This window comes from Paraburkholderia dipogonis, from assembly GCF_046027395.1.
In the GTDB taxonomy this organism is placed as follows: domain Bacteria; phylum Pseudomonadota; class Gammaproteobacteria; order Burkholderiales; family Burkholderiaceae; genus Paraburkholderia; species Paraburkholderia dipogonis_A.
Window position 1 is genome coordinate 82898 of record NZ_JAQQEG010000024.1, and the last position, 23378, is coordinate 106275.

The 23378-nt window shown below is 63.7% G+C and carries 19 protein-coding genes; 10 read left to right on the plus strand and 9 right to left on the minus strand.

What is annotated here, in order from left to right; translation table 11 throughout:
• The first annotated feature begins 100 nt into the window (after positions 1 to 100).
• The 3 genes from PQR32_RS24505 (at position 101) to PQR32_RS24515 (ending at position 3443) form a co-directional block, all read left to right on the plus strand.
• A complete protein-coding gene (locus tag PQR32_RS24505; protein WP_408232782.1) occupies positions 101 to 2284 on the plus strand; it encodes an NHL repeat-containing protein in 2184 nt (727 codons plus the stop codon).
• Positions 2285 to 2394: 110 nt separating this feature from the next.
• Positions 2395 to 2652 (plus strand): hypothetical protein, encoded by a 258-nt coding sequence (locus PQR32_RS24510; protein WP_012428738.1) that lies wholly within the window; start codon positions 2395 to 2397, stop codon positions 2650 to 2652.
• 191 nt (positions 2653 to 2843) lie between these two features.
• Positions 2844 to 3443 carry a LysE family translocator gene (locus PQR32_RS24515; protein ID WP_408232785.1) on the plus strand — a complete coding sequence of 200 codons (600 nt, stop codon included), beginning with the start codon at positions 2844 to 2846 and terminating at the stop codon, positions 3441 to 3443.
• Between the two features lie 20 nt (positions 3444 to 3463).
• On the opposite strand, the gene PQR32_RS24520 is transcribed toward PQR32_RS24515, so the two are convergent.
• The 7 genes from PQR32_RS24520 to PQR32_RS24550 form a co-directional block, all read right to left on the minus strand.
• On the minus strand, positions 3464 to 4699 hold the full coding sequence (locus tag PQR32_RS24520; protein WP_408232788.1) for a winged helix-turn-helix domain-containing protein: 1236 nt from the start codon (positions 4697 to 4699) through the stop codon (positions 3464 to 3466).
• A gap of 97 nt (positions 4700 to 4796) precedes the next feature.
• Positions 4797 to 5069 carry a hypothetical protein gene (locus PQR32_RS24525; protein ID WP_408232795.1) on the minus strand — a complete coding sequence of 91 codons (273 nt, stop codon included), beginning with the start codon at positions 5067 to 5069 and terminating at the stop codon, positions 4797 to 4799.
• Positions 5070 to 5234: 165 nt separating this feature from the next.
• Positions 5235 to 6965 (minus strand): FAD-dependent oxidoreductase, encoded by a 1731-nt coding sequence (locus PQR32_RS24530; RefSeq protein ID WP_408232798.1) that lies wholly within the window; start codon positions 6963 to 6965, stop codon positions 5235 to 5237.
• Between the two features lie 90 nt (positions 6966 to 7055).
• Positions 7056 to 8048: a DedA family protein/thiosulfate sulfurtransferase GlpE gene (locus PQR32_RS24535; RefSeq protein WP_408232801.1), complete on the minus strand. Its 993-nt coding sequence runs from the start codon at positions 8046 to 8048 to the stop codon at positions 7056 to 7058.
• A gap of 341 nt (positions 8049 to 8389) precedes the next feature.
• Positions 8390 to 8641: a hypothetical protein gene (locus PQR32_RS24540; RefSeq protein ID WP_408232803.1), complete on the minus strand. Its 252-nt coding sequence runs from the start codon at positions 8639 to 8641 to the stop codon at positions 8390 to 8392.
• Between the two features lie 331 nt (positions 8642 to 8972).
• The gene (locus tag PQR32_RS24545) at positions 8973 to 9545 is read right to left on the minus strand and encodes a DinB family protein (protein WP_408232806.1); all 573 of its coding nucleotides are present in this window, start codon (positions 9543 to 9545) and stop codon (positions 8973 to 8975) included.
• Positions 9546 to 9953: 408 nt separating this feature from the next.
• Complete coding sequence (locus tag PQR32_RS24550) at positions 9954 to 11654, minus strand: methyl-accepting chemotaxis protein (RefSeq protein WP_408232809.1); 1701 nt, start codon at positions 11652 to 11654, stop codon at positions 9954 to 9956.
• Positions 11655 to 11953: 299 nt separating this feature from the next.
• Between PQR32_RS24550 and PQR32_RS24555 the strand changes: the two genes are divergently transcribed.
• Positions 11954 to 15541 (plus strand): ATP-binding protein, encoded by a 3588-nt coding sequence (locus tag PQR32_RS24555; protein ID WP_408232812.1) that lies wholly within the window; start codon positions 11954 to 11956, stop codon positions 15539 to 15541.
• A gap of 25 nt (positions 15542 to 15566) precedes the next feature.
• On the opposite strand, the gene PQR32_RS24560 is transcribed toward PQR32_RS24555, so the two are convergent.
• Positions 15567 to 15968 carry a RidA family protein gene (locus PQR32_RS24560; protein WP_408232815.1) on the minus strand — a complete coding sequence of 134 codons (402 nt, stop codon included), beginning with the start codon at positions 15966 to 15968 and terminating at the stop codon, positions 15567 to 15569.
• Between the two features lie 102 nt (positions 15969 to 16070).
• Positions 16071 to 17471 carry a GntP family permease gene (locus PQR32_RS24565; RefSeq protein WP_132383494.1) on the minus strand — a complete coding sequence of 467 codons (1401 nt, stop codon included), beginning with the start codon at positions 17469 to 17471 and terminating at the stop codon, positions 16071 to 16073.
• A 313-nt stretch (positions 17472 to 17784) separates the two neighbouring features.
• Here PQR32_RS24565 and PQR32_RS24570 point away from each other — a divergent pair, with 313 nt between their 5' ends.
• The 6 genes from PQR32_RS24570 to fae all read left to right on the plus strand — a co-directional run bounded on the left by PQR32_RS24570 (position 17785) and on the right by fae (position 23346).
• Entirely contained in the window at positions 17785 to 19266 is a 1482-nt protein-coding gene (locus PQR32_RS24570) for a sigma-54 interaction domain-containing protein (protein ID WP_408232818.1), read from the plus strand.
• A gap of 87 nt (positions 19267 to 19353) precedes the next feature.
• A complete protein-coding gene (locus tag PQR32_RS24575) occupies positions 19354 to 19614 on the plus strand; it encodes a hypothetical protein (protein WP_408219477.1) in 261 nt (86 codons plus the stop codon).
• A gap of 515 nt (positions 19615 to 20129) precedes the next feature.
• Complete coding sequence (locus tag PQR32_RS24580; RefSeq protein WP_408219583.1) at positions 20130 to 20333, plus strand: hypothetical protein; 204 nt, start codon at positions 20130 to 20132, stop codon at positions 20331 to 20333.
• 248 nt (positions 20334 to 20581) lie between these two features.
• A complete protein-coding gene (locus PQR32_RS24585) occupies positions 20582 to 21781 on the plus strand; it encodes a serine hydrolase domain-containing protein (RefSeq protein ID WP_408232821.1) in 1200 nt (399 codons plus the stop codon).
• A 135-nt stretch (positions 21782 to 21916) separates the two neighbouring features.
• Entirely contained in the window at positions 21917 to 22207 is a 291-nt protein-coding gene (locus tag PQR32_RS24590) for an H-NS histone family protein (protein ID WP_408219482.1), read from the plus strand.
• A 614-nt stretch (positions 22208 to 22821) separates the two neighbouring features.
• Positions 22822 to 23346, plus strand: a complete 525-nt coding sequence (gene fae / locus PQR32_RS24595) for a formaldehyde-activating enzyme (RefSeq protein ID WP_408232824.1) — start codon at positions 22822 to 22824, stop codon at positions 23344 to 23346.
• Positions 23347 to 23378 lie beyond the last annotated feature (32 nt).

A 23378-nucleotide genomic window follows, 5' to 3' on the forward strand; every position in this document is an offset into this window, starting at 1 on the left:
CATTTACGCGTGCGCGATTGCCTATCGATCCGCATGCCTGCGAATCTGTCGCCCGACACGCCGGCCGTGCGCGCTTCGCACCTTGCAAGGAAATACCGTCGTGACATTGTTCTCTCGCCTGGGCGTGGCAGTTGTTATCTTTCACAGTCTTATTCCGCTGAATGCGTCGGCGCAATCTCAACTCAATTACACCACGTCATGGATCGGCAATAGCTTTGGTTTCGGCGACGGCAAATGGATGCAGCAGGATATCCAGGCTATCAGCGTCGGCGCCGACGGCACCGTTTACACCAACGCGCCCTGGGACGAAAGCGGAAGCGAAATCGCAGCCTACCGCGCGGGCGACAAGATCGCCGTCGCCGGTTCGACGCATGGCTGGGGCGCGGCGGGTGGCGACGCGGTCGCGGTGAATCACACGTACCTGTATGCGGCGATGTCGATCGGCAACGAGAGCAACGCCCTGGTCGGCGCGGATTATCCGGCGGCCAACCTGACCTGGTACGGCATCACGCGCCGCACGCTCGCCAATCTGGCGACCGGCGCGCCGTTCAGCGGCGGCACCGGCAATAGCGCCAATGCGACGAAGAACAGTTTTCTGCCGCTCGAGGCGGCTGCGACCGGCACCGATGCGAGCATTCGCGGCATGGCCGCCACCGACAGCGAACTGTATGTGGCCGATACCTACGCCAACCGGATCGTCGTGTTGGACGCGAATTCGATGCAGCGCTTGCGCTCTTGGAACGTAACGTCGCCGGGACGCATCGCGGTGGATACCGACTCGACGCTGTGGGTGATAAGTGGCGTCTCTTCTGGAAACCTAACTATTCAACACTGTGCGGCAAATGGCACCGCGCTCGCCGGTAGGTTGACGCTGCCCGCGGGCGCCGTGCCGGTTGATATCGCGGTCACGCCGGCGGGGCAAATCCTCGTCGCGGACAATGGTCCGTCGCAACAGATTCTTGTCTTCAACAAGGACGCCAACGATCAACCGCAAGCCGCCGCGGCGATCGGCACGCGCAACGGCATCTTTCACACGGTCAAGGGCGTGCCCGGAAATTGGCGCTTCAACGGCATGACGGGCATCGGCGTCGATCCAGCAGGCAATCTGTACGTCGCGCAGAACGGCGAAGGGCCGCGACCGGTCGGATCGGCATCGGTCGGACAAGGCGCGGTGCTCGAAAGCTACGTGTACAGTTCGCACGCTTTCAATTGGCGCTTGTACGGCCTGACGTTCGTCGATAGCGCAGCGTTCGATCCCGCCACGCCCAATTCCGTCTACACAGGCTCGAAGCGCTTCACGCTCGATTACAACCAGCCCGTCGGCCACGAGTGGTCGTACGCGGGTTTCACGCTCGATCGTTTCGACTATCCGGACGACCCCGCGTTTCACGAGCCGCGTGGAGTGCGGGGCGAGCCGATGGTACGTCGAATCAACGGCCAGCCGTTTCTCTACACACTCGATCCGGGCGCGCATTATCTGAACGTTTATCGCTTCGACGCCGCGCACGGTGAAATGGCGATTCCGTCTGGCCTGCTCGCGCAAAATCCGCTGCCGGGCGCGTGGCCCGCGGCGCAGCCTACGTATGGTGAATGGCTGTGGCGCGACAGCAATGGCAACGGCAGCGTCGACGCCAGCGAGATCAGCAGCAATCCGTCGACCGGCAGCACCGTGGGCAACGGGTTCTGGTGGGTCGACACGCTAGGCAATGTCTGGCTCGCCACGCCGTTGAGCGGCGTCCGCGAAATGCCGTTGCAGGGTTTCGATTCCGCCGGCAATCCGATCTACACGTACGCCAGTTCAAAGATGTTCGCGATGCCACAACCGTTCACGCGGATTGCGCGGATCGTCTACATTGCGGCCACCGATACCATGTACATCTCCGGCTTCACCAGCGCGATCCCGTGGGATGCGACGCATTGGAAAGAGGCTGGCCCGGTGCTCGCGCGCTATGACAACTGGAGCTCCGGCACGCCGACGCAGCAGTACACGATTTCGCTGCCCTGGAACACGCAGAGCAATCCGCAAACGACGACTGTGGGCGTCGCGGTGGCGGGCAATTACATTTTCGTGGCGGAGTTGTACACGCAGAAGGTGGATGTGTACGACGCGCGCACCGGCCAGGCCGTCGGCTCAATGACGCCGGGCGCGAGCGTCGGCAGCACGAGCGGCTGGGTCGACGTGTATCTTGGTATCAGCGCCGTGCAACGCGACAATGGCGAGTACGCTGTCCTAGTCGAAGACGACGCCCGCGCAAAAATTCTGATGTATCGATGGACGCCTTAACGCAGATCGCGTTCGGCCCGATCCCGAATGGACGGCAACGCACGATCGGTATATAACAACATGAAAGGATGGCTTGTTCACCGCTGCATCAACAGGAGCGAAGTTTCATCATGACGCAAGACGTAACGCCTAAGCCACCCACGGGCGACCGGCCCGATCTGGAAAACCTCGACGCGGCGCTTAGTCACGTGGATCAGCAGGTATCGTCGGGCAGCATTGCATCCGGTGCCGCGAAGGGCATTCTGTATAGCCTGATCGAAACGCTCGGCACGTTTGTCGGCGATCCCGATTTACCGGAGCATGCGCGTTCGGGTTACGAAGGGCTGCTGGAAGCCGCTCGCGAGCTACGCGCGAAGCTGGATCACTAAAGGCGACCGCGCGCTGTCCGTGGGCGGCGCGATTCGCATCGGCATGCGTGCCGATGTCGAAAGGCCGTTGCTTCTGTTTCGCGTGCCGGCATAAAGCGGTTGCGATTCATCATCGCATTCGGCCGCTGCATTTCGGCGCCGCCGCCGTCTATGATAAAAAGGCGCACTGTCTCCAACATTGCGCCTTTTTTATGCTCTCTGCGTCTGCTATCGCGTTGCTGGCCGTCGGCATTGTCGTCGTGCTGATCACGCCCGGGCCTACCAATACACTGCTTGCCGCGGCCGGCTTGCGCCAGGGCGTACGGAGCTCGCTGCCGCTGATCGTCGCCGAACTGGGCGGTTATCTCGTCTCGATCTCTGTGTGGGGGCATTTCCTCGTCCAGGCGGCGCATGCGCTGCCGTGGTTGCCCTCGCTGTTGCGTGTGGCGGCCGGCTTGTACATCGCCTATCTCGCCGTCGATATGTGGCGCGCGGCGGTCGCCTTGCCCGACTCGGCGCAGCGGGCGAGCGGCATGCGCACGTTGTTCGTGGCGACGCTGCTCAATCCGAAGGGCTTGCTGTTCGCCGGCACGATCTTTCCGGCTATCGCTTTCGCGCACCTGCCGGCCTACGCCTTCTCGATGCTGATGTTCGCCTGCCTGCTGATGCCGATCGCACTCGCGTGGATCTCGTTCGGCGCGGCGCTCGGCAGCGGCAGGCTCACCTGGCTCAATCCGGTCAAGATGCAGCGCGGCGCTTCGATCGTGCTCGGCGTGTTTTCCTTGTCGCTTGCGTGGGCGGCGCTGCATTGAGTGCGGCGCTGATGCGACGTTCAGGCGGCCACGCTGTCGCCTAAGGCGTCGTCGACGCTTAGCGCGTCGAGCCATTCCGGCGGCGCGGAGGTGATTTGCAGTTGCGGCGTGCCGTGCCAATCCGCGCAGCGTTGCAACGCGCGGCGCAGATCGCCGGCGAGACGGGCGCTCAGACGCACGCCCGGTTCGATGTGCAGCGACTTCAGCTCGAACACGCCTTGGGTCCGATGCGCTTTTGCATCCACGCGGCCGACCAGACGCCCGCGGCTCAGCAGCGGCAACACGAAATAACCATATTTGCGCTTCGCGGCCGGCGTATAGCATTCGATCGCGTAGTCGAAGTCGAACAGCGCCGCCGCGCGCTTGCGGTCCCACACCACCGGATCGAATGGCGACAACACCGTGGTGACCGTCGACGAGAGCTTGCCGCTCGCGGCATCGTCGAGTATCGCGGCGAAGTCTCGATGCACGTACGTGTCCTGCTTCCAGCCTTCCACGCTTACCGGGATCAGCTCGCCCTGGTCGGCGAGCGCATGCAGTTCGTCACGATACGGGCGACGCGGCAGCCGGTAGTAATCGGCGACCCAATCGGCGCGCGCGACGCCGAGCGCACGGCACGTGCGGCGTAACACGGCTTCGGTCACGGTGTGCGCGGGCGGCAGATCGCGCGCGTCGTCCCAATCCGGCAGCACGCGCTCGGTCAGATCGTAGACGCGGTGAAAATTGCGCCGCTCGGCCACCATCAATTGCCCGATCGCGAACAGCACTTCCAGATGGCGTTTCTCCGGCTTCCAGTCCCACCAGCCGTTGCCCTTGCCGGCCTCGCGGGCAAAATCCGCGGAGCGCACCGGACCGGTCGCGCGAATGTGGGCGAGCAGCTTCTCGATGTCCTTGCGATACTTCTTGTGCCACTCGGCCGCGTATTTCCAGCCCATGCCGCTCGGATCGAGCATGCGATGGCGCAGCAGGCCGTATTCTTCAATCGGCACGAAACAGGCTTCATGCGACCAGTATTCGAACAGCTTGCCTTCGGCGAGATGCTCGTCGAGCCATTGCTGCGGATAGGCGCCGAGCCGGCTGAACAACACGAGATAGGGGCTGCGCGCGACGACGTGAATCGTGTCGATCTGCAATTGCGCCATGCGGTGGATCGTGTCGAGCACGTCGGCCTTGACGGCTTTGCGGCGCGGCGGCGTCAGCAAACCTTGCGCGGCCAGATGCAGGGTACGGGCGGCGGAAAGCGAAAGAGTCTTCACGCGGGTATTGATCAGTGAGTGACTGCGATGGGAGCGGACGCGGGACCCAGTCTGGATCAGCAGCCGCTACTGTAGCGTGAAGCGCCCAAACTTGCCTTTACCACCCGCGGCCGTGATGCCGATCCCAGCCGCGATGACGGCCATGATCGTGGTGCCAGTGGCGGCCGCGATAGTAGTCGTCCCGGTAGCCGTAACCGTAGACCGGTTGAGGCGCATACACGACCGGCGGTGGTGCATAGACCGGCGGCGCCGCGTACACCGGCCCTGGTGTATTGACGAACACGCCGACGTTCACCCGCGCCGAGGCGGCAGTCGATGCGCACGCGGCGGCAAGGCCGAAGGCGGCGAAAATGATCGCGCGTTGGATCATGCTTGTCTCCTGCAAGATTGCGGTCGAAAGAGCAGGCCATTCACTGTCGAATGGCTGACGGCAATATTACGAGGCAGAAAGCAAGCCAGGTGCAACCAGTTGAAGGCGTGTGTAACAGCAGGTTACCCGCCGGCAGTCGCAAGGCCGGCGGGCGGTTGAGAGCATTCAGGCGCCCAGCGGAACCGCTTCTCCCGCCGAAACCGCCAGCAGTTGATGGATCTGCGCGACCACGGCGGCGCCTTCGCCGACGGCCGCCGCCACCCGTTTGGTCGAGCCGGCACGGGCGTCGCCGATCGCGTACACGCCCTCGACCGTCGTCGCGAGATCGCAGACCGACGCGCCGTCGGCGCTCGTGCCGGTCAGCACGAAGCCTTTCTCGTCGAGCTCCACGCCGCAGGTACGCAGCCAGTCGGTATTCGGATCCGCACCGGTGAAAAGGAACAGATGGCGTGTGTCGAAATGATCGGTGCCGTCGGGCAACGGCTTTTTCAGGGCAACCGACGACAAACCGCTTTCGTCGGCATCCAGCCGGCCGATCTCCGAGTTCGGATGCACGATCACATTCGGCAGCGAGCGGATCCGATCGATCAGATAGCGCGACATGGTGGCTTCAAAACCGCTGCGCCGGATCAGCACGTGGACCTTGGCCGCGTGCGTCGCCAGATAGACGATCGCCTGGCCGGCCGAGTTGCCGCCGCCCACCAGCACGACTTCCTGGCGCTTGCATAGCTTGGCTTCGACCGGCGACGCCCAGTAGTAGACGCCGCGTCCCTCGAAGCGGTCGAGCCCTTCGAGCGCCGGGCGCCGGTAGACGGCGCCGCTCGCGATCACAATGGCACGCGCCGTGATATGCCCGCCGCACTTCAGTTCCAGCCGATGCGGCCGTTCCGCGCAATGCAGCGCCTTCACGTTGACCGGAATCGCGACGTGCGCGCCGAATTTCTGCGCCTGCACGAACGCGCGGCCCGCCAGCGCCTGACCGGAGATGCCGGTCGGAAAGCCGAGGTAGTTCTCGATCCGCGAACTCGCGCCGGCCTGGCCGCCTGGCGCGCGACTGTCGAGCACGATCACCGACAGGCCTTCGGAGGCGGCGTACACCGCGGTGGCGAGCCCCGCCGGTCCGGCGCCGACGATCGCGACGTCGTACACATGCGCATCGTCGAGATCGGGCAGCAAGCCGAGGCACGTGGCAAGTTCCGGCATGCTCGGATGACGCAGCACCGAGCCGTCCGGGCAGATCACCAGCGGCATGTCTTCTTTCTGTGCGGCGAATTGTTCGATCAGCCGCAACGCGTCTTCGTCGCGTTCGTCGATCACGGAATGCGGATGGCCGTTGCGCGACAGGAAGCCTTGCAACATGACGAGCCGGGCGTCGCTGCTGTTGCCGATCAGGATCGGCCCGCCCGCGCCCTTTTCGATCAGCGACACGCGCCGCAGGATCAGCGCGCGCATGATGCGCTCGCCGAGTTCCGCCTCAGCGACGATCAACGCGCGCAGCTGCTCCGGTGGAATCAGCAACGCTTCCACCGAGCTGAGCGCCATGCCGTTGACCAGCGCGGGCCGTCCCGACAATTGGCCGACTTCGGCAAGGAAATGCCCGGCGCCATGTTCGTTGATCAGGACTTCGCGCCCGATGCCGTCGCGCTGATACACCTTCACGCGTCCTTCGAGCAGCACGAACATGCCGGGACCGGTGAGGCCGGTCTCGAACAGCAGCTCACCGGCTTTCCAGTGGCCAATCTCGCCGAAACGGCGCAGACGGCTGATTTCCGCGCAGGTGAGCGCGGGGAACATCTGATGCATGCGCGTCGAGAGCGACGAAAACGGCGCGTCGGCGACGACGTCCTGCTGTTGCCCTACCGCTTGTTGCACTTCAGGTTCTTGAGTCGAAAGCATTGAACCGCTCCTTCGGTGTTCATTGATGGATCGAACGAGAGGCGAAGCGGCGCGGCGCCCGAAGGCGCGAATCCAGGTGCGCTGCTTGCGCTACACGGCCTTCGGCGCGACGTCGTCGACCGCCACGTCGGGCGGCGGCGTGTTGGGCAGCGAATCCACCGGCTTGCCCGAGTCGCGCCAGGCTTCCATGCCACCGCGCAGCGGCAGCACGTCGGAGAAGCCGGCTTCGTTCAATTGCTTGGCCATCCATGCCGCGGAAATCTCATTCGGGCAGGAACAGTAAATCACCAACTTTTGATCGTGCGGATAGGTCGCGACGATCTCGTCGAGTTGCCGCTCGTCGGCGAATTGCGAGCCCGGAATCACGAACGGATCGAGCGCACGCTTCTCGTGCGAACGGATGTCGAACAGCACTGGCGTTTTGCCAGCCTTCACGAGCGACGCCAATTCGTCGACTTCGATGCGCGCGGTCGCGAGCTTCGAAATCAACTGACGCCGGCGCACCCAGCGATACGCGGCATACGCCAGCAGCAGGCCGACGGCGACCAGCGCGGCCGTGCGGCCAAGGCGCCCGGCCATGGCGAACAGCATGTCGATCTGCCTTGCGAACAACGCGCCGATGATCAGGCCGGTGCCGGACCACAACGCGGCGCCGATGCTGTCGTATGTGAGGAACGTGCGGTAGCGCGTGCCCATGGCGCCTGCCATTGGGATCGATACGATCGACAGTCCCGGCACGAACTTGGCCACGGCCAGCACGCGCACGCCCCAGCGACCGAAAAAGCGTTCGGTCTTCTTTACGCAGGTGTCACGCGAGAGCGACAGGCGGCAAATCGTTTTCAGCGTATTGCCGCCGTACATACGGCCAGCGAAATACCACGCGCTGTCGCCGATCAGCGTGGCGAATATCGACAGGATGAGCACCGGCGCCAACTGCGTGCCCACGGAACCGGGATGCATGGCCGCCATCGCCCCGAACAGCACGAGCGACGGCATCGCCGGAACCGGCAGCCCGATCGAGGCGGCGAGCACGTTCACGAACACGAGCGCCGGCCCATATTGCTCGACGAGATCATGTAGCATCGGCTTACATCCGCAGCCCTTTCGGGCGCGGCGCAGGTAGAAAATGCAAAGGAGAATGCAAGGATTATGGACGCATTTTCAAGACGTGCAAACGCCTTGAAAAGATGCCCTTTAGTTGGGTGTGGAAAGCGCTATCTCAAGCCCACTGAACCGCTTGAAGACGCATTAGCAGCGCGATTCGAACAAAACAAAAAAGGTGCGAATGACGCGCCTCATGCTGAAACGGAAATAATGCCCGATGGACGGGCGGCAGAAGCCCGCTCAGCAAGTGACTGATGACCGGTAACGCTTAAGCGTCACGCGGCATTCGCACCCGAAGTGCAATTGCCGCATGACGTATTTCATTGACGATGATTGTGCTGTTCGCCCGGCAATTCGGCGCCGTGCGCGCGAATCGCGGCAATCAGTTCGGCCGGCGTGATTTCGTAGCGCACTTCGCGGTGTATGCCTGGCTTGCGCTCATCGACTTCGATCAAAAGAATGCCTTTGCCGTCTTCTGTCGATTCGAGGCGCAGCGAGCGAAGTTCGCGCGCGGTTGCGTCGTCGTATTCGGCGAGCAGGGCCATTGACCCGGAGGACCCGGTAGTGCGCATCGAAGTTGTCCTTGTTCCGTTGTTGATCGAACCATTGTACGGGCAGGATAGTGCAGCGTCTGTCGCGCCACCGTCACGCTTCACGTAGTTGCCCGGGCATTTGCCTGTTCATCTGCCTGCGTGCCATACGCCGCCAGGCGCGTTGACTGGCGCGGCCCGCCGGGCAGCGCGTGTTGTGACGTCCCGCCGTGACAGCCAGTTTAACGCGACTCTCGGCAACGACGGATGCATTTTTCGTGCCCCGTGACGGTGCGATCCTTCTCCATGGCTGTCACGCTGTTGACGCGCGCTCCGGTTAAGGGAAATGGGCGCGGCGCGGCGTACTTCGTGGCTAGCGCATCTTGTCCAGATCGCCGAGTTCGGCAACGCGCAGCGGTGCGTCGGCGGCGAGGAAAAACTCGTCGAGTTGCGGCGGGGCGGCCGCTGTGCCGCTCAGCATCGCGTGAACTTGCCCGCGATGATGGATCTGATGGACGAAAACATGCGGTAGTACGCGGCCGACCTGCTCGCATTGCACCCCCACCGACGGACCGCGGTCGATCTGGACTTCGCGTTGCAGATCGTCGTCGGTGAGCGATGCGCAGAAGGCGAGCAGTTGCTGGTCGCTCCGAGCTTGTGCATCCCACAAGTCGGCTGCGCGCAGATAGGGCAATTCGTTGTCGAAAATGGTGAGGCCCGCGCCGCCGCCGATCAGCGCATCGAAGTAATAGCGGTCCACCAGAAGGATGTGATTCAACGTGAGCTGCAACGATGGGAAGAAGCTCACCCTGCGCTCGGCGAACGCTTCGTCGGTCAATGTGAGGCAGGCGCGGTAGAGGCGCAGGTTGGACCATGCGTTGTTGCGCGCCATGGCGGTGAGGTGCGAAGACAGCGGATTGACGCGTGGCGGGTCGGAAGGGGTCACGTCGGCCTCCGGTGGCGGGAATCGGCATGAGGGTGCGCCGGGTGCGCTTGCGCGTCGTCGTGGGAACACGTGGCGCGAGAATGGAAGCGCTGCCTGTCTAGCGTAGCATCGCTTCGCGCGAGGCAATCGACGTGCGCCGCGTTCATGAAGACGCGCTCCTGTATTCCCTCACCATTCGCCTTATCTGCTGCACCGGCTGCAACGAATGATCGAAGTCAAAACCTCAACCATCCTCAACTGCGCACATCAGCGTCAGCCCACAAAAAAAATAGGCCCGTCCACGGAGGGGGCGGGCCGCTAAACGCCGTTGTTACTCGGGTCAGCCTGCCCTTGCAAACAACTGGGCGCTGACGGTGCCATCGTGCTGCGTCAATACTGGACTGTCGAGGTGGGAGTAACGCCGATCTATCAGATCAATGCGGCTTCTTCCTGCTCGACATCGTGTGCGGTGACTGGCGCACGGTGTCGTTTGATCTCGGGCGCCGACGTTTGTGCTGCGTCAGCGGTGAACGCCTGACGCTTCGTGTCGGCGGCGCGTCGCGCCGGCGCTGCGTCGGCGACGGTGAACAGACGCACCGCTTCATCCAGCACGTCCGCCTGTTCCGCCAGACGCTGCGCAGTGGCTGCCGCCTGCTCGACGAGCGCCGCGTTCTGCTGCGTGGCGCCGTCCAGATGCGAGACCGCCTGGTTGACCTGGCGAATGCCTTCGGCCTGCTCGCTGCTCGCGTTCGCCACGTCGACGATGATCGACGATACGCGGCCCACCGCCTCGTCGATCACGCGCATCTGCGACGTTGTCCGCGCAACCAGTTCGGTGCCGGCCGCGACCTCGGTGGCACTTGCTTCAACGACCGACTTGATTTCCTTCGACGACGCCGCGCAGCGTTGCGCCAGCATGCGCACTTCGCCCGCGACGACCGCGAACGAGCGGCCTGCTTCGCCCGCGCGCGCCGCTTCGACGGCGGCATTCAGCGCAAGGATATTGGTCTGGAAGGCGATGCCGTCGATCACGCCGGTGATGTCGGCGATACGCCGTGATGCCGCGGTGATGCCCGCCATGGTCTGCTCGACCTGGCCCGCGATCTTGCCGCCGACCGCTGCCGCCGCCTGGGCGTCTCTCGCCAGATCGAGCGCGCGCACGGTCGCGTCGGCGTTGGCTTGCACGGTGGTCGTCAGCTCTTCCATGGTGGCGGCGGTTTCTTCAAGCGACGCCGCTTGCAACTCCGTGCGTCTCGCCAGATCGACATTGCCGCTGGAAATTTCGCGCGCGTTGTCGAGCATGCCGGTGATCTGGGCGCGCACGTCGTAGACGATCGCCGCGAGATTCGCCTTCAACTGATTCAGCGCCTGCAACACGTCGCCGAGGTCGTCGTGGCGGGCGATCTGCAGATCGGCGGTCAGATCGCCGGCGGCGAGACGCGTGGCGAATCCCGACATGTCGCGGATCGGCGCGGCGAGTTGTCGCGTCAGCACCTGCCACGACACGATACTGACCGCCGTGGTGACGCCGAACGCCATCCAGAACGGCACAGGCGGCGCGCCTTGCCACGCCGCGAGACCGGTCAGCAGCAGCGCCAGCGGCGTGATCGCGTAGCCGATCGCCGCACGCGTCGCGACAGGAAGGCGCATCAGCGACTGCAAACGCCCCAGCACGCCGCTGCGCACCGCCACGCCGCGGCGCAGCTTCACGCCACGTGACGCGCCGGTGCGCATGCGCGCGTACAGCGCTTCGGCGGCGCGCACCGCATTGCGTTCCGGTTTCACGCGCACGCTCAAATAGCCGACGACCGTGCCTTTCTCGACCACCGGCGTGACGTTGGCATGCACCCAGTAGTGATCGCCGTTCTTACGGCGGTTCTTCACCAGCGCCGTCCAGGGACGGCCATCGCGGATCGTTGCCCACATGTCGGCGAAGGCTTCGCGCGGCATGTCCGGATGGCGAATCAGATTGTGCGGCTGGCCGATCAGTTCGTCGCGCGTAAAGCCCGAGACGGCGATGAAGGCCGGATTGCAGTACTCGATGCGGCCGGTCAGGTCGGTCGCGGAAACAAGCATGTGTGACGACGGGAATTCGTATTCGTGCCCGGTGACAGGCTGGTTGTTGCGCATGGCTTTCCTTGCTGGTGCTAGCCCGCGCGTGGACGCGGCGCTTACATGGTTGCAAGGAATATCGGCAATTAACCCCGCGGCCTTGAGGGTTTCCCAGTAAACCACTCAGGTTTAGGTCGGCCCAAGCCGTTAATGCATGGTTGTTTGACCCATCTTGGATGACCGCGTGAAAACGGTGCCGGATGCGTCGCGCAATCCCTTCAAAAGGACTACACTGCGCCCGTATAAGGGCTGCAGATGCATCTCGCCCCTCGATTTCGCCGCGGTCTGCCGCGCGAATCCGCTACCCATGCGAGCTGATGCAGAAGATTCTCGACCGCACTCAGGAGTCGTTGGCGCAGGCCTTCGCCACGCTCGCCCAGAGCGCGAAGCGCCAACAGCGGCTTTATCTGGCGACGATCGGTTCGCTGATGCTGATCGTGGTGATTTTCGCGCTCGTGCTGGTTGTCGTCGCCGGGCTCAAGCAACTCGACTATCGCCGCACGCTCGCCGCGCAGAGTGCCACCGACCTCTCGCTGCTCCTGCATCAGGAGGAGTCGTTCCTGCGGCGCGCCGAGCTGACGCTCGATTTTTATCACGGCGCCGCCGCGCCGCGGAGCGCACCGGATGCGATACAGCAGGCAATCCTCAAGACCGGCGTTGCTCGCGGCACGATAGACCGGGTGGATGCGGATTTCGACCTGGTGGTCGGCGAAACCACGCGCAATGCGTGGGGCCCGCAACTGGGCGAAAATCTCGGCCGCCTCTACGAATCGGCGCGATCGACGCTCGTGACCCAGGAGGCGTTTGAACTGCGGCAACGGGCGACGCTGATCGGCTTGAACGAAGACTATGCGGTGATCCTGCCGTCGCTGGCGCATCCTCTCGCGGGCCAAACCGGCGCAGCCGGTCAGGCCGCTGCGTCGGCGCCGCAACCGGCGATCGTGATCCTGCTGCGCGAGACGCTCGAACGCCAGCTCGAGGCGCAAACCGGCAAGCTTGTGCCGGGAAAAGGCGAACGAATCTGGCTGGGACCGTACCGCGACCCGCTCCAGAACCGCCCGGTGATATCCGCGGTCAGCGCCTACTATGGCGGCGACACGCCCACCACGCTGATCAGCATGAACATTCCGCTGGACGTGTTCGCCTCACGTATCGCGCAGGCCGACAGCGAGGGCGTGATCCTGCTGATGACGGTGGACCGCCGCATCGCCGTGTCGTCGACGCCGCTCGACACGTCAACCGTCAAACTCGTGCAACAGGCGGTCGCCGCTACGCCGACCCACGTCTTTCACTACAGCCGCGAAGGCGCAATCTTTCACGAACCGCTCGGGCCTGGTTTCGGCTTCCTGGTCGGCTACATACCGTGGCGTGCGTTGATCGTCGCGCTCGGCTGGCAATTGGCCGTGATCGGTTGCCTCGCGGCGTTCACGCTGCTCGGCATCGCGCTGATGGCCCGCTATTTCGGGCTGCGGCTGTTACGCAATTCGTTTGCCGAAACGTCGCGCGCGCTGCAAAGCGAAACCCTGAACCATATTCTCGTCAGCGCGACGCCAGTTGGGTTGTGCATCGTCAGGCAGAGCGACTATTCGATCCTGACCGCCAATGCACTCGCGGCCGAGTCGCTCGGTATCGAGGCAGACGGCAGCAGGCTTCCGACGCATATCGTCGGCGAGTTTCTGGCTCAGGCGCCGGATCAGACGTCGGCCACGGCGTTTGCCCGAGTGAGTGCATTCGTCGCGCCCGCGCAGCCCGCGTATCAGTCTGCACCTCCGTCGCAAATGGAGCGGCAACCCGCGTCGCAAAGAGAGCCGCAAGCCGCCGCCTCGCAAACGGAGTCGCAACCCGCGCCGCAAACAGAGCCGCAAACCGCGTTGCCGTCAAACAAAGGCGGCGCGCCTTCGCGGTTCCTGCAATTCATCTACGCGCCCGCGCGTTACGCCGGCGAGAACGTGCTGTTCTGTGCGATTCTCGACGTCACCGCACAGACCATGCTCGAACAGCAATTGCGGCACGCCCAGCAGACATCCGAGGCGCTGATGCGTGCGCGTACGAATTTCTTCGCCGCGATGAGCCACGAGATCCGTACGCCGTTGAACGCGCTGCTCGGCAATCTCGAACTGTTCGCCCGCACGCCGGGACTCGAGGCGCATTCGCAGCGGCTTGCCACATTGAGCCTCGCGGCCGATGCGCTGCGGCGCGTCGTCAACGACATCCTCGACTTCTCGAAGATCGATGCCGGCGAGATGCTGCTGATCAGCGAGCCGTTTCATCTCATCGACGTTTTCGAAAACGTCGCGCTGTCCTACGTGCCGATGCACGGCGACCGTCCGATCCGTTTCTATGCGCTCTTCTCTCCGACGCTCGATCAGACCTTGGTCGGCGATCGCATGCGCATCGCGCAGATCGTCAACAACCTGCTGAGCAATGCGTTCAAGTTCACCTCGACCGGCAAGATCACGTTGCGCGCCGAAGTGACGGACGATTCGCCGGATCGCGCGATGTTGACCTGCCGCGTCTCGGATTCGGGTGCCGGCATGAACGAGGAAACGCTGGCGCGGCTGTTCAAACCGTTCGCGCAAGGCGAGCTGGGTGCGTCGCGCGGCGCTGGCGGCAGCGGACTCGGCTTGGTGATCTGCGCGCGTTTGTGCGAGCTGATGGGCGGCCAGATTGCCGCGGAGAGCGTGCCCGGCGTGGGCAGCGCGTTTCGCGTGACGATCCCGCTCGCCAAGCCGGCCGTCGATTCGCTCGCGCCGGCGGCAGTTCCCGAACCGCGCGGGACGGTGCTCGTCCTGTCGCAGGAGCAGGAAGCCGGCGAGTTGATGGACCGCTGGCTTAAGCGCGGAGGGTGGGCAGGACATCTGGTGACCTCACCGGCCGTTGCACAAGCGTGGTTGCGCGTGAATGCTCCCCCTGACCTGTTGATCGTCTCCGGCGAATACGATCTCGAGGTGATTGCGACGCTGCGTGCTTTGCAGCCGGTGGGGGTCGTGTGGATCACGCGTGGCGGCCCGCATCATCCCGAGGCGCGCGGCGACGGCGTGCTCGAGGTGACTGAATTCAGCCGCACTGCGGTTCTGTCGGCGATCGAACTGGCGCGCGAGGGCACGTCCGCGACTTCGGCGCCGAGCGCCGCGCGGGCGGGGGCCGATTCGGTGGGAATCCATCCGACGCTGCGAGGTTTGTCGGTCCTGGTCGCGGAAGACAATCCCTTGATCCAGAATCTGATCGCCGAACAGCTGGTCGAGTTGGGATGCGTGCCTACTATCGCTCATGACGGCAAACACGCGCTGAGGTTGTTCGAACAGACAAGTTTCGAGGTGGTGCTGACCGACATCCACATGCCGGAGATGGACGGTTACGAACTGCTGGCCGCGTTGCGCGAATTGCATGCGCCCGCGCCGGTGCTCGCCTTCAGCGCCGTGGCCGAACATGAGGAGGCGCACAACTGGCGCGAGTGCGGCTTTAGCGGGTCTGTGCCCAAGCCGGCGTCGTTGAGCGAGTTGCAAGCCGCGTTGCTGCAGGTGGCGCCGGCACCAACGCGGGGGGCTCCAGAGAAGATAGCGTTGGCCGAGCCCACAGCTTCGGCTTCCAACGTAGCGAGCACGCTCAGCGCCGACGACAAGGCGCGCTACACGGCGATGCTCAAAGAGCACTTGCAAAAGGATCTGCCGAGACTGCTTGCGATCGTCGAAGAGGAAGACGTGCAGGCGTTGGCCGGCTGGGCGCATAGCGCGAGCGGTGCGTTCGTCGTCGTGCAGGAGCCGCAGTTCGTCGACCAATGCCGGCGGTTGCAGCGGCTCTGCCACGACAGCGGACACTGGACAACCGAGATGGACGAGGTCGCGATCTCGCTGCACGAAGCCTTATCCGATCACTACGGACTCGACGAGCAGTCGGCGCACTGATTTGCCGCGTTCGGCCTACCCGCGCTCAACCCGGCCGTTTGACGATGAAGTCGATTTCGACCAGCGCGTCGCGCGCCAGTGCGGTGACGCCGATGCAGGTTCGCGCGGGCAGCGCATCGGCGGGGAAGTAGGCGCGGTAGATCTCGTTCATCGGCGCGTAATCGCGCTTGAACTCGGTCAGGAAGATACGTGAGGCCACGACGTTTTGCAGGCCGAGGCCCAGCCCTTGGAGGACCAGCACGAGATTGTCCATCACGCGCCTGGTTTGGGCGACGACACCTTCGGGAAGCGGCGCGGCGTCGTCGGTCGGGGAGGTCGGCATCTGGCCAGTCAGGAAGACCCAGCCATCGGCCTCGGCAGCATGCGAGAACGGGCCGACCGGCGTGGGTGCTGAGGGAATCATCCAGAAAGAAGGAGCTGAGCTCATGGCAGGTGTGCTGGGCAAGTTCGGATGTCGGGATGACAAGGTAACCGATCAAAACTCACGATGCGTGCGCGTTGCCGGCATCGTGCCCAGCCTGCCACCCGCTTAGACCAACCCAGTCGCGTAATAAACCGCGATCACGAAGAACACCGCCATCGTCTTGATGACCGTGACCGCGAAGATATCGCGATACGACTGCCGATGCGTCAAGCCCGTGACCGCCAGCAGCGTGATCACCGCGCCGTTATGCGGCAGCGTATCCATACCGCCGCTCGCCATGGCGACGACCCGGTGCAACACTTCCATCGGAATATGCGCGGCTTCCGCGCCCTTGATGAACGTGTCGGACATGGCCGCGAGCGCGATGCTCATGCCGCCCGACGCCGAACCCGTGATACCTGCCAGCGAACTCACCGACACGGCTGCATTGACGAGCGGATTGGGAATGCTCTTCAACGCGTCGCTGACCACCAGAAAGCCCGGTAACGCTGCGATCACACCGCCAAAACCGTATTCCGACGCCGTATTCAACGAAGCCAGCAGCGCGCCCGCCACCGCGGCCTTGGTGCCGATCGCGAAGCGCTCGCGCACGCGGTTGAACGCCGTCACGACGACCATCACGATACCGAGCAGCAGTGCGCCTTCGACGGCCCAGATGGCGACCACGGCCTTGATCGTGGTCGTGACCGGTGCGTGGATGCCCGGCAGGATGTCCGGCGCGACCGTGTACGACGCGCCGTACCAGTTCGGAATCCAGCGGGTCAGCAGGAAGTTCGCGACGCCGACTAGAACCAGTGGCGCAACCGCCAGCAACGGATGCGGCAGTTGCTTCGATTCCACGCGCTCCGGCTCGTTGACGAGTTCCGTGCCGTAACCTTCGCCGGTCGCCATCGCCGAGCGGCGGCGCCATTCCAGATACGTCAGGCCGACCACGATGATGAACAGCGAACCGATCACGCCGAGCGCGGGCGCGGCCCACGAGGTCGTCTTGAAGAAAGTGGTCGGGATGATGTTCTGGATCTGCGGCGTGCCGGGCAGCGAATCCATGGTGAACGAGAATGCGCCGAGCGCGATTGCGCCGGGCATCAGGCGCTTCGGAATATTGCTCTGGCGGTACAGCTCGGCGGCGAACGGATAGACCGCGAACACCACCACGAACAGCGAGACGCCGCCGTAGGTGAGCAGCGCGCACACCGCAACGATCACCGCGTTGGCGCGCGAGCGGCCGATATAGCGGATCGCGGCGGCCACGATCGATTCCGAGAAGCCCGACAGTTCGATGACCTTACCGAACACGGCGCCCAACAGGAACACCGGGAAGTACAGCTTCACGAAGCCGACCATCTTCTCCATGAAGATGCCGGTGAAAACCGGCGCGACGGCAGCTGGATCGGTCAGCAGCACGGCGCCGAGCGCGGCGATCGGCGCAAAGAGAATGACGCTGTAGCCGCGATAAGCGGCAAACATCAGAAACGCCAGCGCGGCGAGGACGATGACAAAGGACATTGAGTCTCCAAAGCTTGGTTGTTCTACATGGTCGCCGTCCCGAAGGGTGCGACGGCACGGCGCCGGGCAAACGCAGGTTCCGTGCCACGCGCACGGCAACGGCCAGCCGCCTGATTCTGCGGACCGAAGGTCGAAATGTGATCGGGCCGATTGTACCCAAACGTCTCTAAAACGGGACGTAAATTGGCCGAAGATAGGCCAAACCGAGGTTAAACCCTTATGCGGCAAGCTTGCTGGCGATCTCGTCAATGAGATAAGCTTGTCTACGAAATGAGACGCGCATAATAAAACGATAGCCGGAGACAGCGACAGCATGATGAACGACTGGGCGGGCCTTCCCGCCACCTACGGCGACGTACTGCGCCGGGCGATGGACTCGCTCTTCCGCACATTCGAAAATTTCAGCGAGGGCACGTTTATCGTCGATGCCGACGCGCGCGTGGTCTGGATCAACAAGCGCTATGCGGCGCGCTTTGGTTTTTCGGACCCGGAGCAGGCCATTGGCCGCGATTGCGAAGCGGTGATCCCGAACAGCCTGATGCGCGAGGTCGTCAACACCGGCAAACCGATTCTCCTCGATATTCTGGAAACGGACCGCGAACCGCTCGTCGTGACGCGTTTGCCGCTGAAGGACGACGCGGGCGCCACGGTGGGCGCGGTGGGCTTCGCTCTCTTCGACGAACTGAAGGCGCTGACGCCGCTCTTTTCCCACTACTCGCGCGTGCAGGAAGAGCTGATCGCGACGCGCCAGTCGCTCGCGCAGGCGCGGCGGGCCAAATATACGTTCGGCAGTTTCGTCGGCACGAGCGCGGCCAGCCTCGAAGTGAAGCGCCAGGCGCGCCGCGCGGCGCAGCTCGAGTCGCCGGTGCTGCTGCTCGGCGAAACCGGCACGGGCAAGGAGTTGCTCGCGCATGCCATCCACGGCGGCTCGGCGCGCGCGAATCAGCCGCTCGTGACGGTCAACGTCGCGGCGATTCCCGACACCTTGCTCGAAGTCGAATTCTTCGGCGCCGCGCCCGGCGCCTACACCGGAGCGGACCGCAAAGGGCGCGTCGGCAAGTTCGAGCTGGCGAACGGCGGCACGCTGTTTCTCGACGAAATCGGTGATATGCCGCTGCCTTTGCAGGGCAAGCTGCTGCGGGTGTTGCAGGACAAGGAATTCGAACCGCTGGGCTCGAACCGGATCGTGCGTGCCGACGTCCGGATCATCGCGGCGACGTCGGCCGATTTGCCCGCGCTGGTCGCCGCGGGGCGGTTTCGCGCGGACCTGTTCTATCGGCTGAACGTGCTGACGATCCATGCGCCGCCGTTGCGCGAGCGAGCGTCCGATATCGAGGCACTGGCTTACGCGATGCTCGAGGATCTGTCGACGCAAGCGCGCAGCGGCAGTCACTTCGAATTGCAGGACGACGCGCTGCGGCTGCTGTGTTCGTACGGCTGGCCGGGCAATGTGCGCGAATTGCGCAACACGCTGGAGCGCGCCGTGATGCTGTCTGACAGCGAGCGGATCGATGCGCGGGCGCTGGCGCCGTTTATCGGCTCGGCGCACGGCGGCGGGCATCGTCCGAATTTCGTTTCCACCAACGAGGCGCTTCCGTCGGCGCACGCTGCAGGCGCGCAGGTCGGCACGCCTGAACCGGCGTCGTGGAGCGAGGCGATGGCGGCCTTCGAAAAGCGATTCCTGAGCGATGCCTTGCGCGCCAACGGCGGCCGCGTGATCGAGACGGCGAACCGGATCGGCATGGGTCGCGCGACGCTCTATAAGAAGATCGCGGCGTACGGCATCGACGTGTGACAACGTTCGGCGATGGCAATTGACGCAGCGTATTTGACGCGTGGCACAATCGCGTGATCGAAAAACAAGACGTGATCGGGGTTTCAAATGAAACGCAGTCTCTCCTTCTTCGCGCGCCGGGCCTGCGCCACGCTGGCGGCCGGCGTCATGGTCGCGCTGAGCGGTTGCAGCAGCAGCGCGCCGCTGTTTCTGCCGGACGGCCGCGCGACCACGCTGGTGCAGTGTCCCGCCGGTTCCGACTCCTGCTCGCAGCAGGCCAACGCGAGTTGCGGCGGCGCATTCGATGTCGTGCGCCAGTCCACTGAGAATGGCACGCTCAACCTGATTTACGCCTGCCGGGCAAAATAACGGCCCGCCGGCGTAAGGCCGGCGCGACCAGCGCCTCAAGCATCCTTCCTTCAGCCCGCGGTTCGGCAACGAATGCGGGCGCCTCGATCGCCGCACCGATTTCAGTCGCGCGCGGCAAACTTGTTCACGCGATGCTTCAAGGTTGTCACGATAAGCGTATGGCCGTCATAAAGACCTGTGTCTAATGCGGTTTCTCTCCGCGTCTATGATGCGCAGTGGGTATTAATGTCGCGCTTCAGATTATTTTTCTTGTCGCCGGGCACAATTAAAAACGCCTCGATTTTCGCCGTTTAGCCAAGTCGGTGCGGCACCCAACGGAACGCGAAGTTCTGCCGCAGTACTCTTTTGCCAGTGGCTCAAGATTCAAGTTGCAAGCAGGTTTTGCCGGTTTGGTCACTATGCGGAACGTGTCAGGAAGGATTTTCCGTTCAGGCCAAAACCGGGAGTAATTGCGGCACGCTTCATGCTTCGATTTACGCATTGAAAATAGTTCAACGAGTAATCCGGGGAAAGCAATGAATCATCACCAACTCGAAAAAGATATTGAGCATCTTGAACACGTAATTTCGCATATCTCCGCTGAAGACCGCATCCCACTGTCCTATTGGCGAAACCGCATCGATTCCGTTTCCGGCGCGGCACTGGTGCCGTCGCAGGCGACCCGCGTCAAACGGCTCAACGCCGCGCTCTCGGCGCTGGAGCGACGGCAAAAAGCCTGAACGCCTGCGCAGTGGACCGCTGTGACGTACTCTTCGATCGGGTAACGTTTTCTGCAAAAATAAGGGAACGTAACGGCCACGCACCCGACGCGGTGTAGCGCGTTGTCTCGACACGGTGCAAGCCGCGTCATTTGTTGCGCACGCGCTAACGGCGCCCAGCCGGCGGATATCCGCCGGCTGCGGACGGAAGGCGCGCGTCAGGCAAGGGCGCGCAGGCCGCCACCTCCATCCACTGATTCAGGACAAACATGCAACCAGCAGGACTTTCCGCGTCTCGGCTGACGGCGCTGACCAATGCCATGCAAGGCTATGTGGAGCGCGGTGAAGTGGCGGGCGTCGTGTCGATGGTCTGGCGGCGCGGCGAGATCGGCTATTTCGAGCCGCTCGGCTTGCGCGACGAAGCGGCGCAGTTACCGATGGAGCGCGACACGCTGTTCCGCATAGCCTCCATGACCAAGCCGGTGACCAGCGCGGCCATCCTGATGCTGATCGAAGAAGATCGGCTCGCCCTCGACACGCCGATCTCACTCTGGTTGCCCGAACTGTCCGCGCCGCGCGTGCTGCGCGACCCCACCGGCCCGCTTGACGAAACCGACCCCGCCAGAGCGTCGCTCACCGTGCTGGATCTGCTGACGCACCGCGCCGGCTTTGCCTATCACTTCACCGCGACCGGGCCACTGGCCGAGGCTTACGAAGCCGCCTTCAACGGATTCGAAGCGCGCATGGACGGCAACGCCTGGCTTGCCCGCATCGCGGATTTGCCGCTGATGTTCCAACCCGGCTCACGCTGGCACTACGGCATCGCGACCGATGTCCTCGGCGTGCTGATCGAACGCGTGAGCGGGGTGTCGCTCGGCGAGTTTTTCCGGACGCGGATTTTCGAGCCGCTCGGCATGCGCGATACCGCTTTCTGGGTGCCTGACGCGCAACTCGCCCGGCTGGCCACGGCTTACGGCGTCGAACAGGCGACGCGGCAGCGTATCGTCGAGGACCATCCGTCTGCGAGCCGGTGGGCGGATCCGGACCGCTTCCAGAGCGGCGGCGGCGGGCTGGTTTCGACGGCGCAGGACTATTTGCAATTCGCACAACTGCTACTCGGCCGCGGACGGGTCGGCACGACGCGTTTGCTGTCGCACCGCTCGGTCGATCTGATGCGCTCGAATTTTCTGACGCGCGACCAACGCCGCGTGTCGGCCTTTGGTCATGTGCTGTGGGCAGGCCAGGGGTTCGGCCTCGGCGTGTCCATCGTCGACGATCCGGCGCAGCAGTTGCCGCTCGGCTATCGTTCGATGGGCTCGTTCGGCTGGCCGGGTGCGTATGGCACGAGCTGGTTCGCCGATCCCGTGGAAGACCTGATCGGTCTGATGCTGATTCAAAGGCGCTCCGTCGAACCGTTTCCCATGGCAGTGGACTTCGAATGTCGCGTGTACGATGCAATTGACGATTGAGCGAAGCGGCTGCGTCCGGGCCGGCGTCTTTTAAGCGTGTTACCCGCTCGCGGTGTCGGGCTTCTCTATCCGGCAATTTATTCGTCTGATAGTGTCCGCACTTCAGTTCTCGTCAAAACGATCGGAGCACCCGTCATGGCCTCGTACAAGCAGTTGACTGCCCAACTCGAAAAACTCCACAAGGAAGTCGCGGCGGCGCGCGAGAAGGAAATTGCGCAGGCGATCGCCGAGATCAAGCAGAAGGTGGCCGAGTACGACCTGACTGCCGAAGAACTGGGCTTCACGAGCAAGGGCACCGCGGCCCGGAAAACGCCCTCGGTTGCCAAGTATCGCAACCCGAAAACCGGCGAGACCTGGAGCGGCCGCGGCCGTTCGCCCGCCTGGCTCGTAGGCAAGAATCGCGAGCGCTTTCTGATCGAAGGTTGAAGTGCTTCAGCGCATGACCTGTCCGTTCGTCGTGCGCCGGATTGTCTAAAGTGATGTCGCGCGCGGTTTTTCTCGCACCTTTCTTACACGCTGAGCAGGTCCCGAAAACGCTCACCTTTCGCGTGAACCTGGCGCGTGAGTCTTGAACTCGGCGACGTGGTCAACTCAAAGCCTGGTTGCTTCGGTGAGCCTGGTTTTATCGAATCACGCACCTTGCGGCAAGCTCGCCGCGGCAGGCCGCCGTGACTGACCCACTTCCTCCGAAACCCGCGCCAGCCTTTGCTGGCGGCCGTTCCCAGGCTCTGCGAAGAATCGCTGCGGCCAACGCTTGAGTCTCCTTCAGTTGCGTCTGCCGCGTTAAACCGCTGTGCAGAATTTCGCTGCGCAGGTGCGCGACCGATCATCGACACGCTCACCTTTGCGGTGATTCAAGCATGCACGTGCGAGAGTCCCGAAAACCCTCACCTTTGCGCTTTCTGATACCCGCAGGCCACTGCGCTCAGGACTAACCCGGAGTTGAGTTCCTCTCATACCTCGCATCAGAACTCATCGATACATGGTCGCGGAAGCCGAACCTCACAATCGGTTATCCACTCAACCCCGACGGAAAGACCATGAGCGCATCGACGGACAAACCACTCTTTATCGGCGAAGGATTCGAAGGCCCCGGCGTCAATCTCGCGCACATCAACGTGCTGGTCGGCCCGCGCAACGGTCCGGCCGGGCAGGCCTTTGCTACCGCATTGGCGACGCCTTCGGCGGGCCACGCACCGTTCGTCGTGATCGCGCGTCCGGGCGTGCCGACCAAGCCGCTGACGCTGTATGTGAACAAGGCGCAGATCGGCAGCGACTTCCACGGCAACGCGACCTGGGGCGCCTCGCAAGCCGGCATCGCGAAGGCGGTGGCCGAGTCGCTGGAGAACGGCACGCTGCCGCCTGAAGCGGAAAACGACTGGGTGGTGGTGTCGGCGAACTGGGTCAACCCGTCGACCGACGACCTCGACGCCGTCTTCGACAACAACTACCGCGCGTGCAAGAACGCGATCCTCGCGGCGATGAAGGGCCTGCCACATCGCGATGAAGTGTTCGCCGCCGCGCGCGACGTATCGAACCCGTTCTACACACCCAAGCAACGTTGATGGCACGCAGCGCGGTTCGGCGCGCGTCCTGG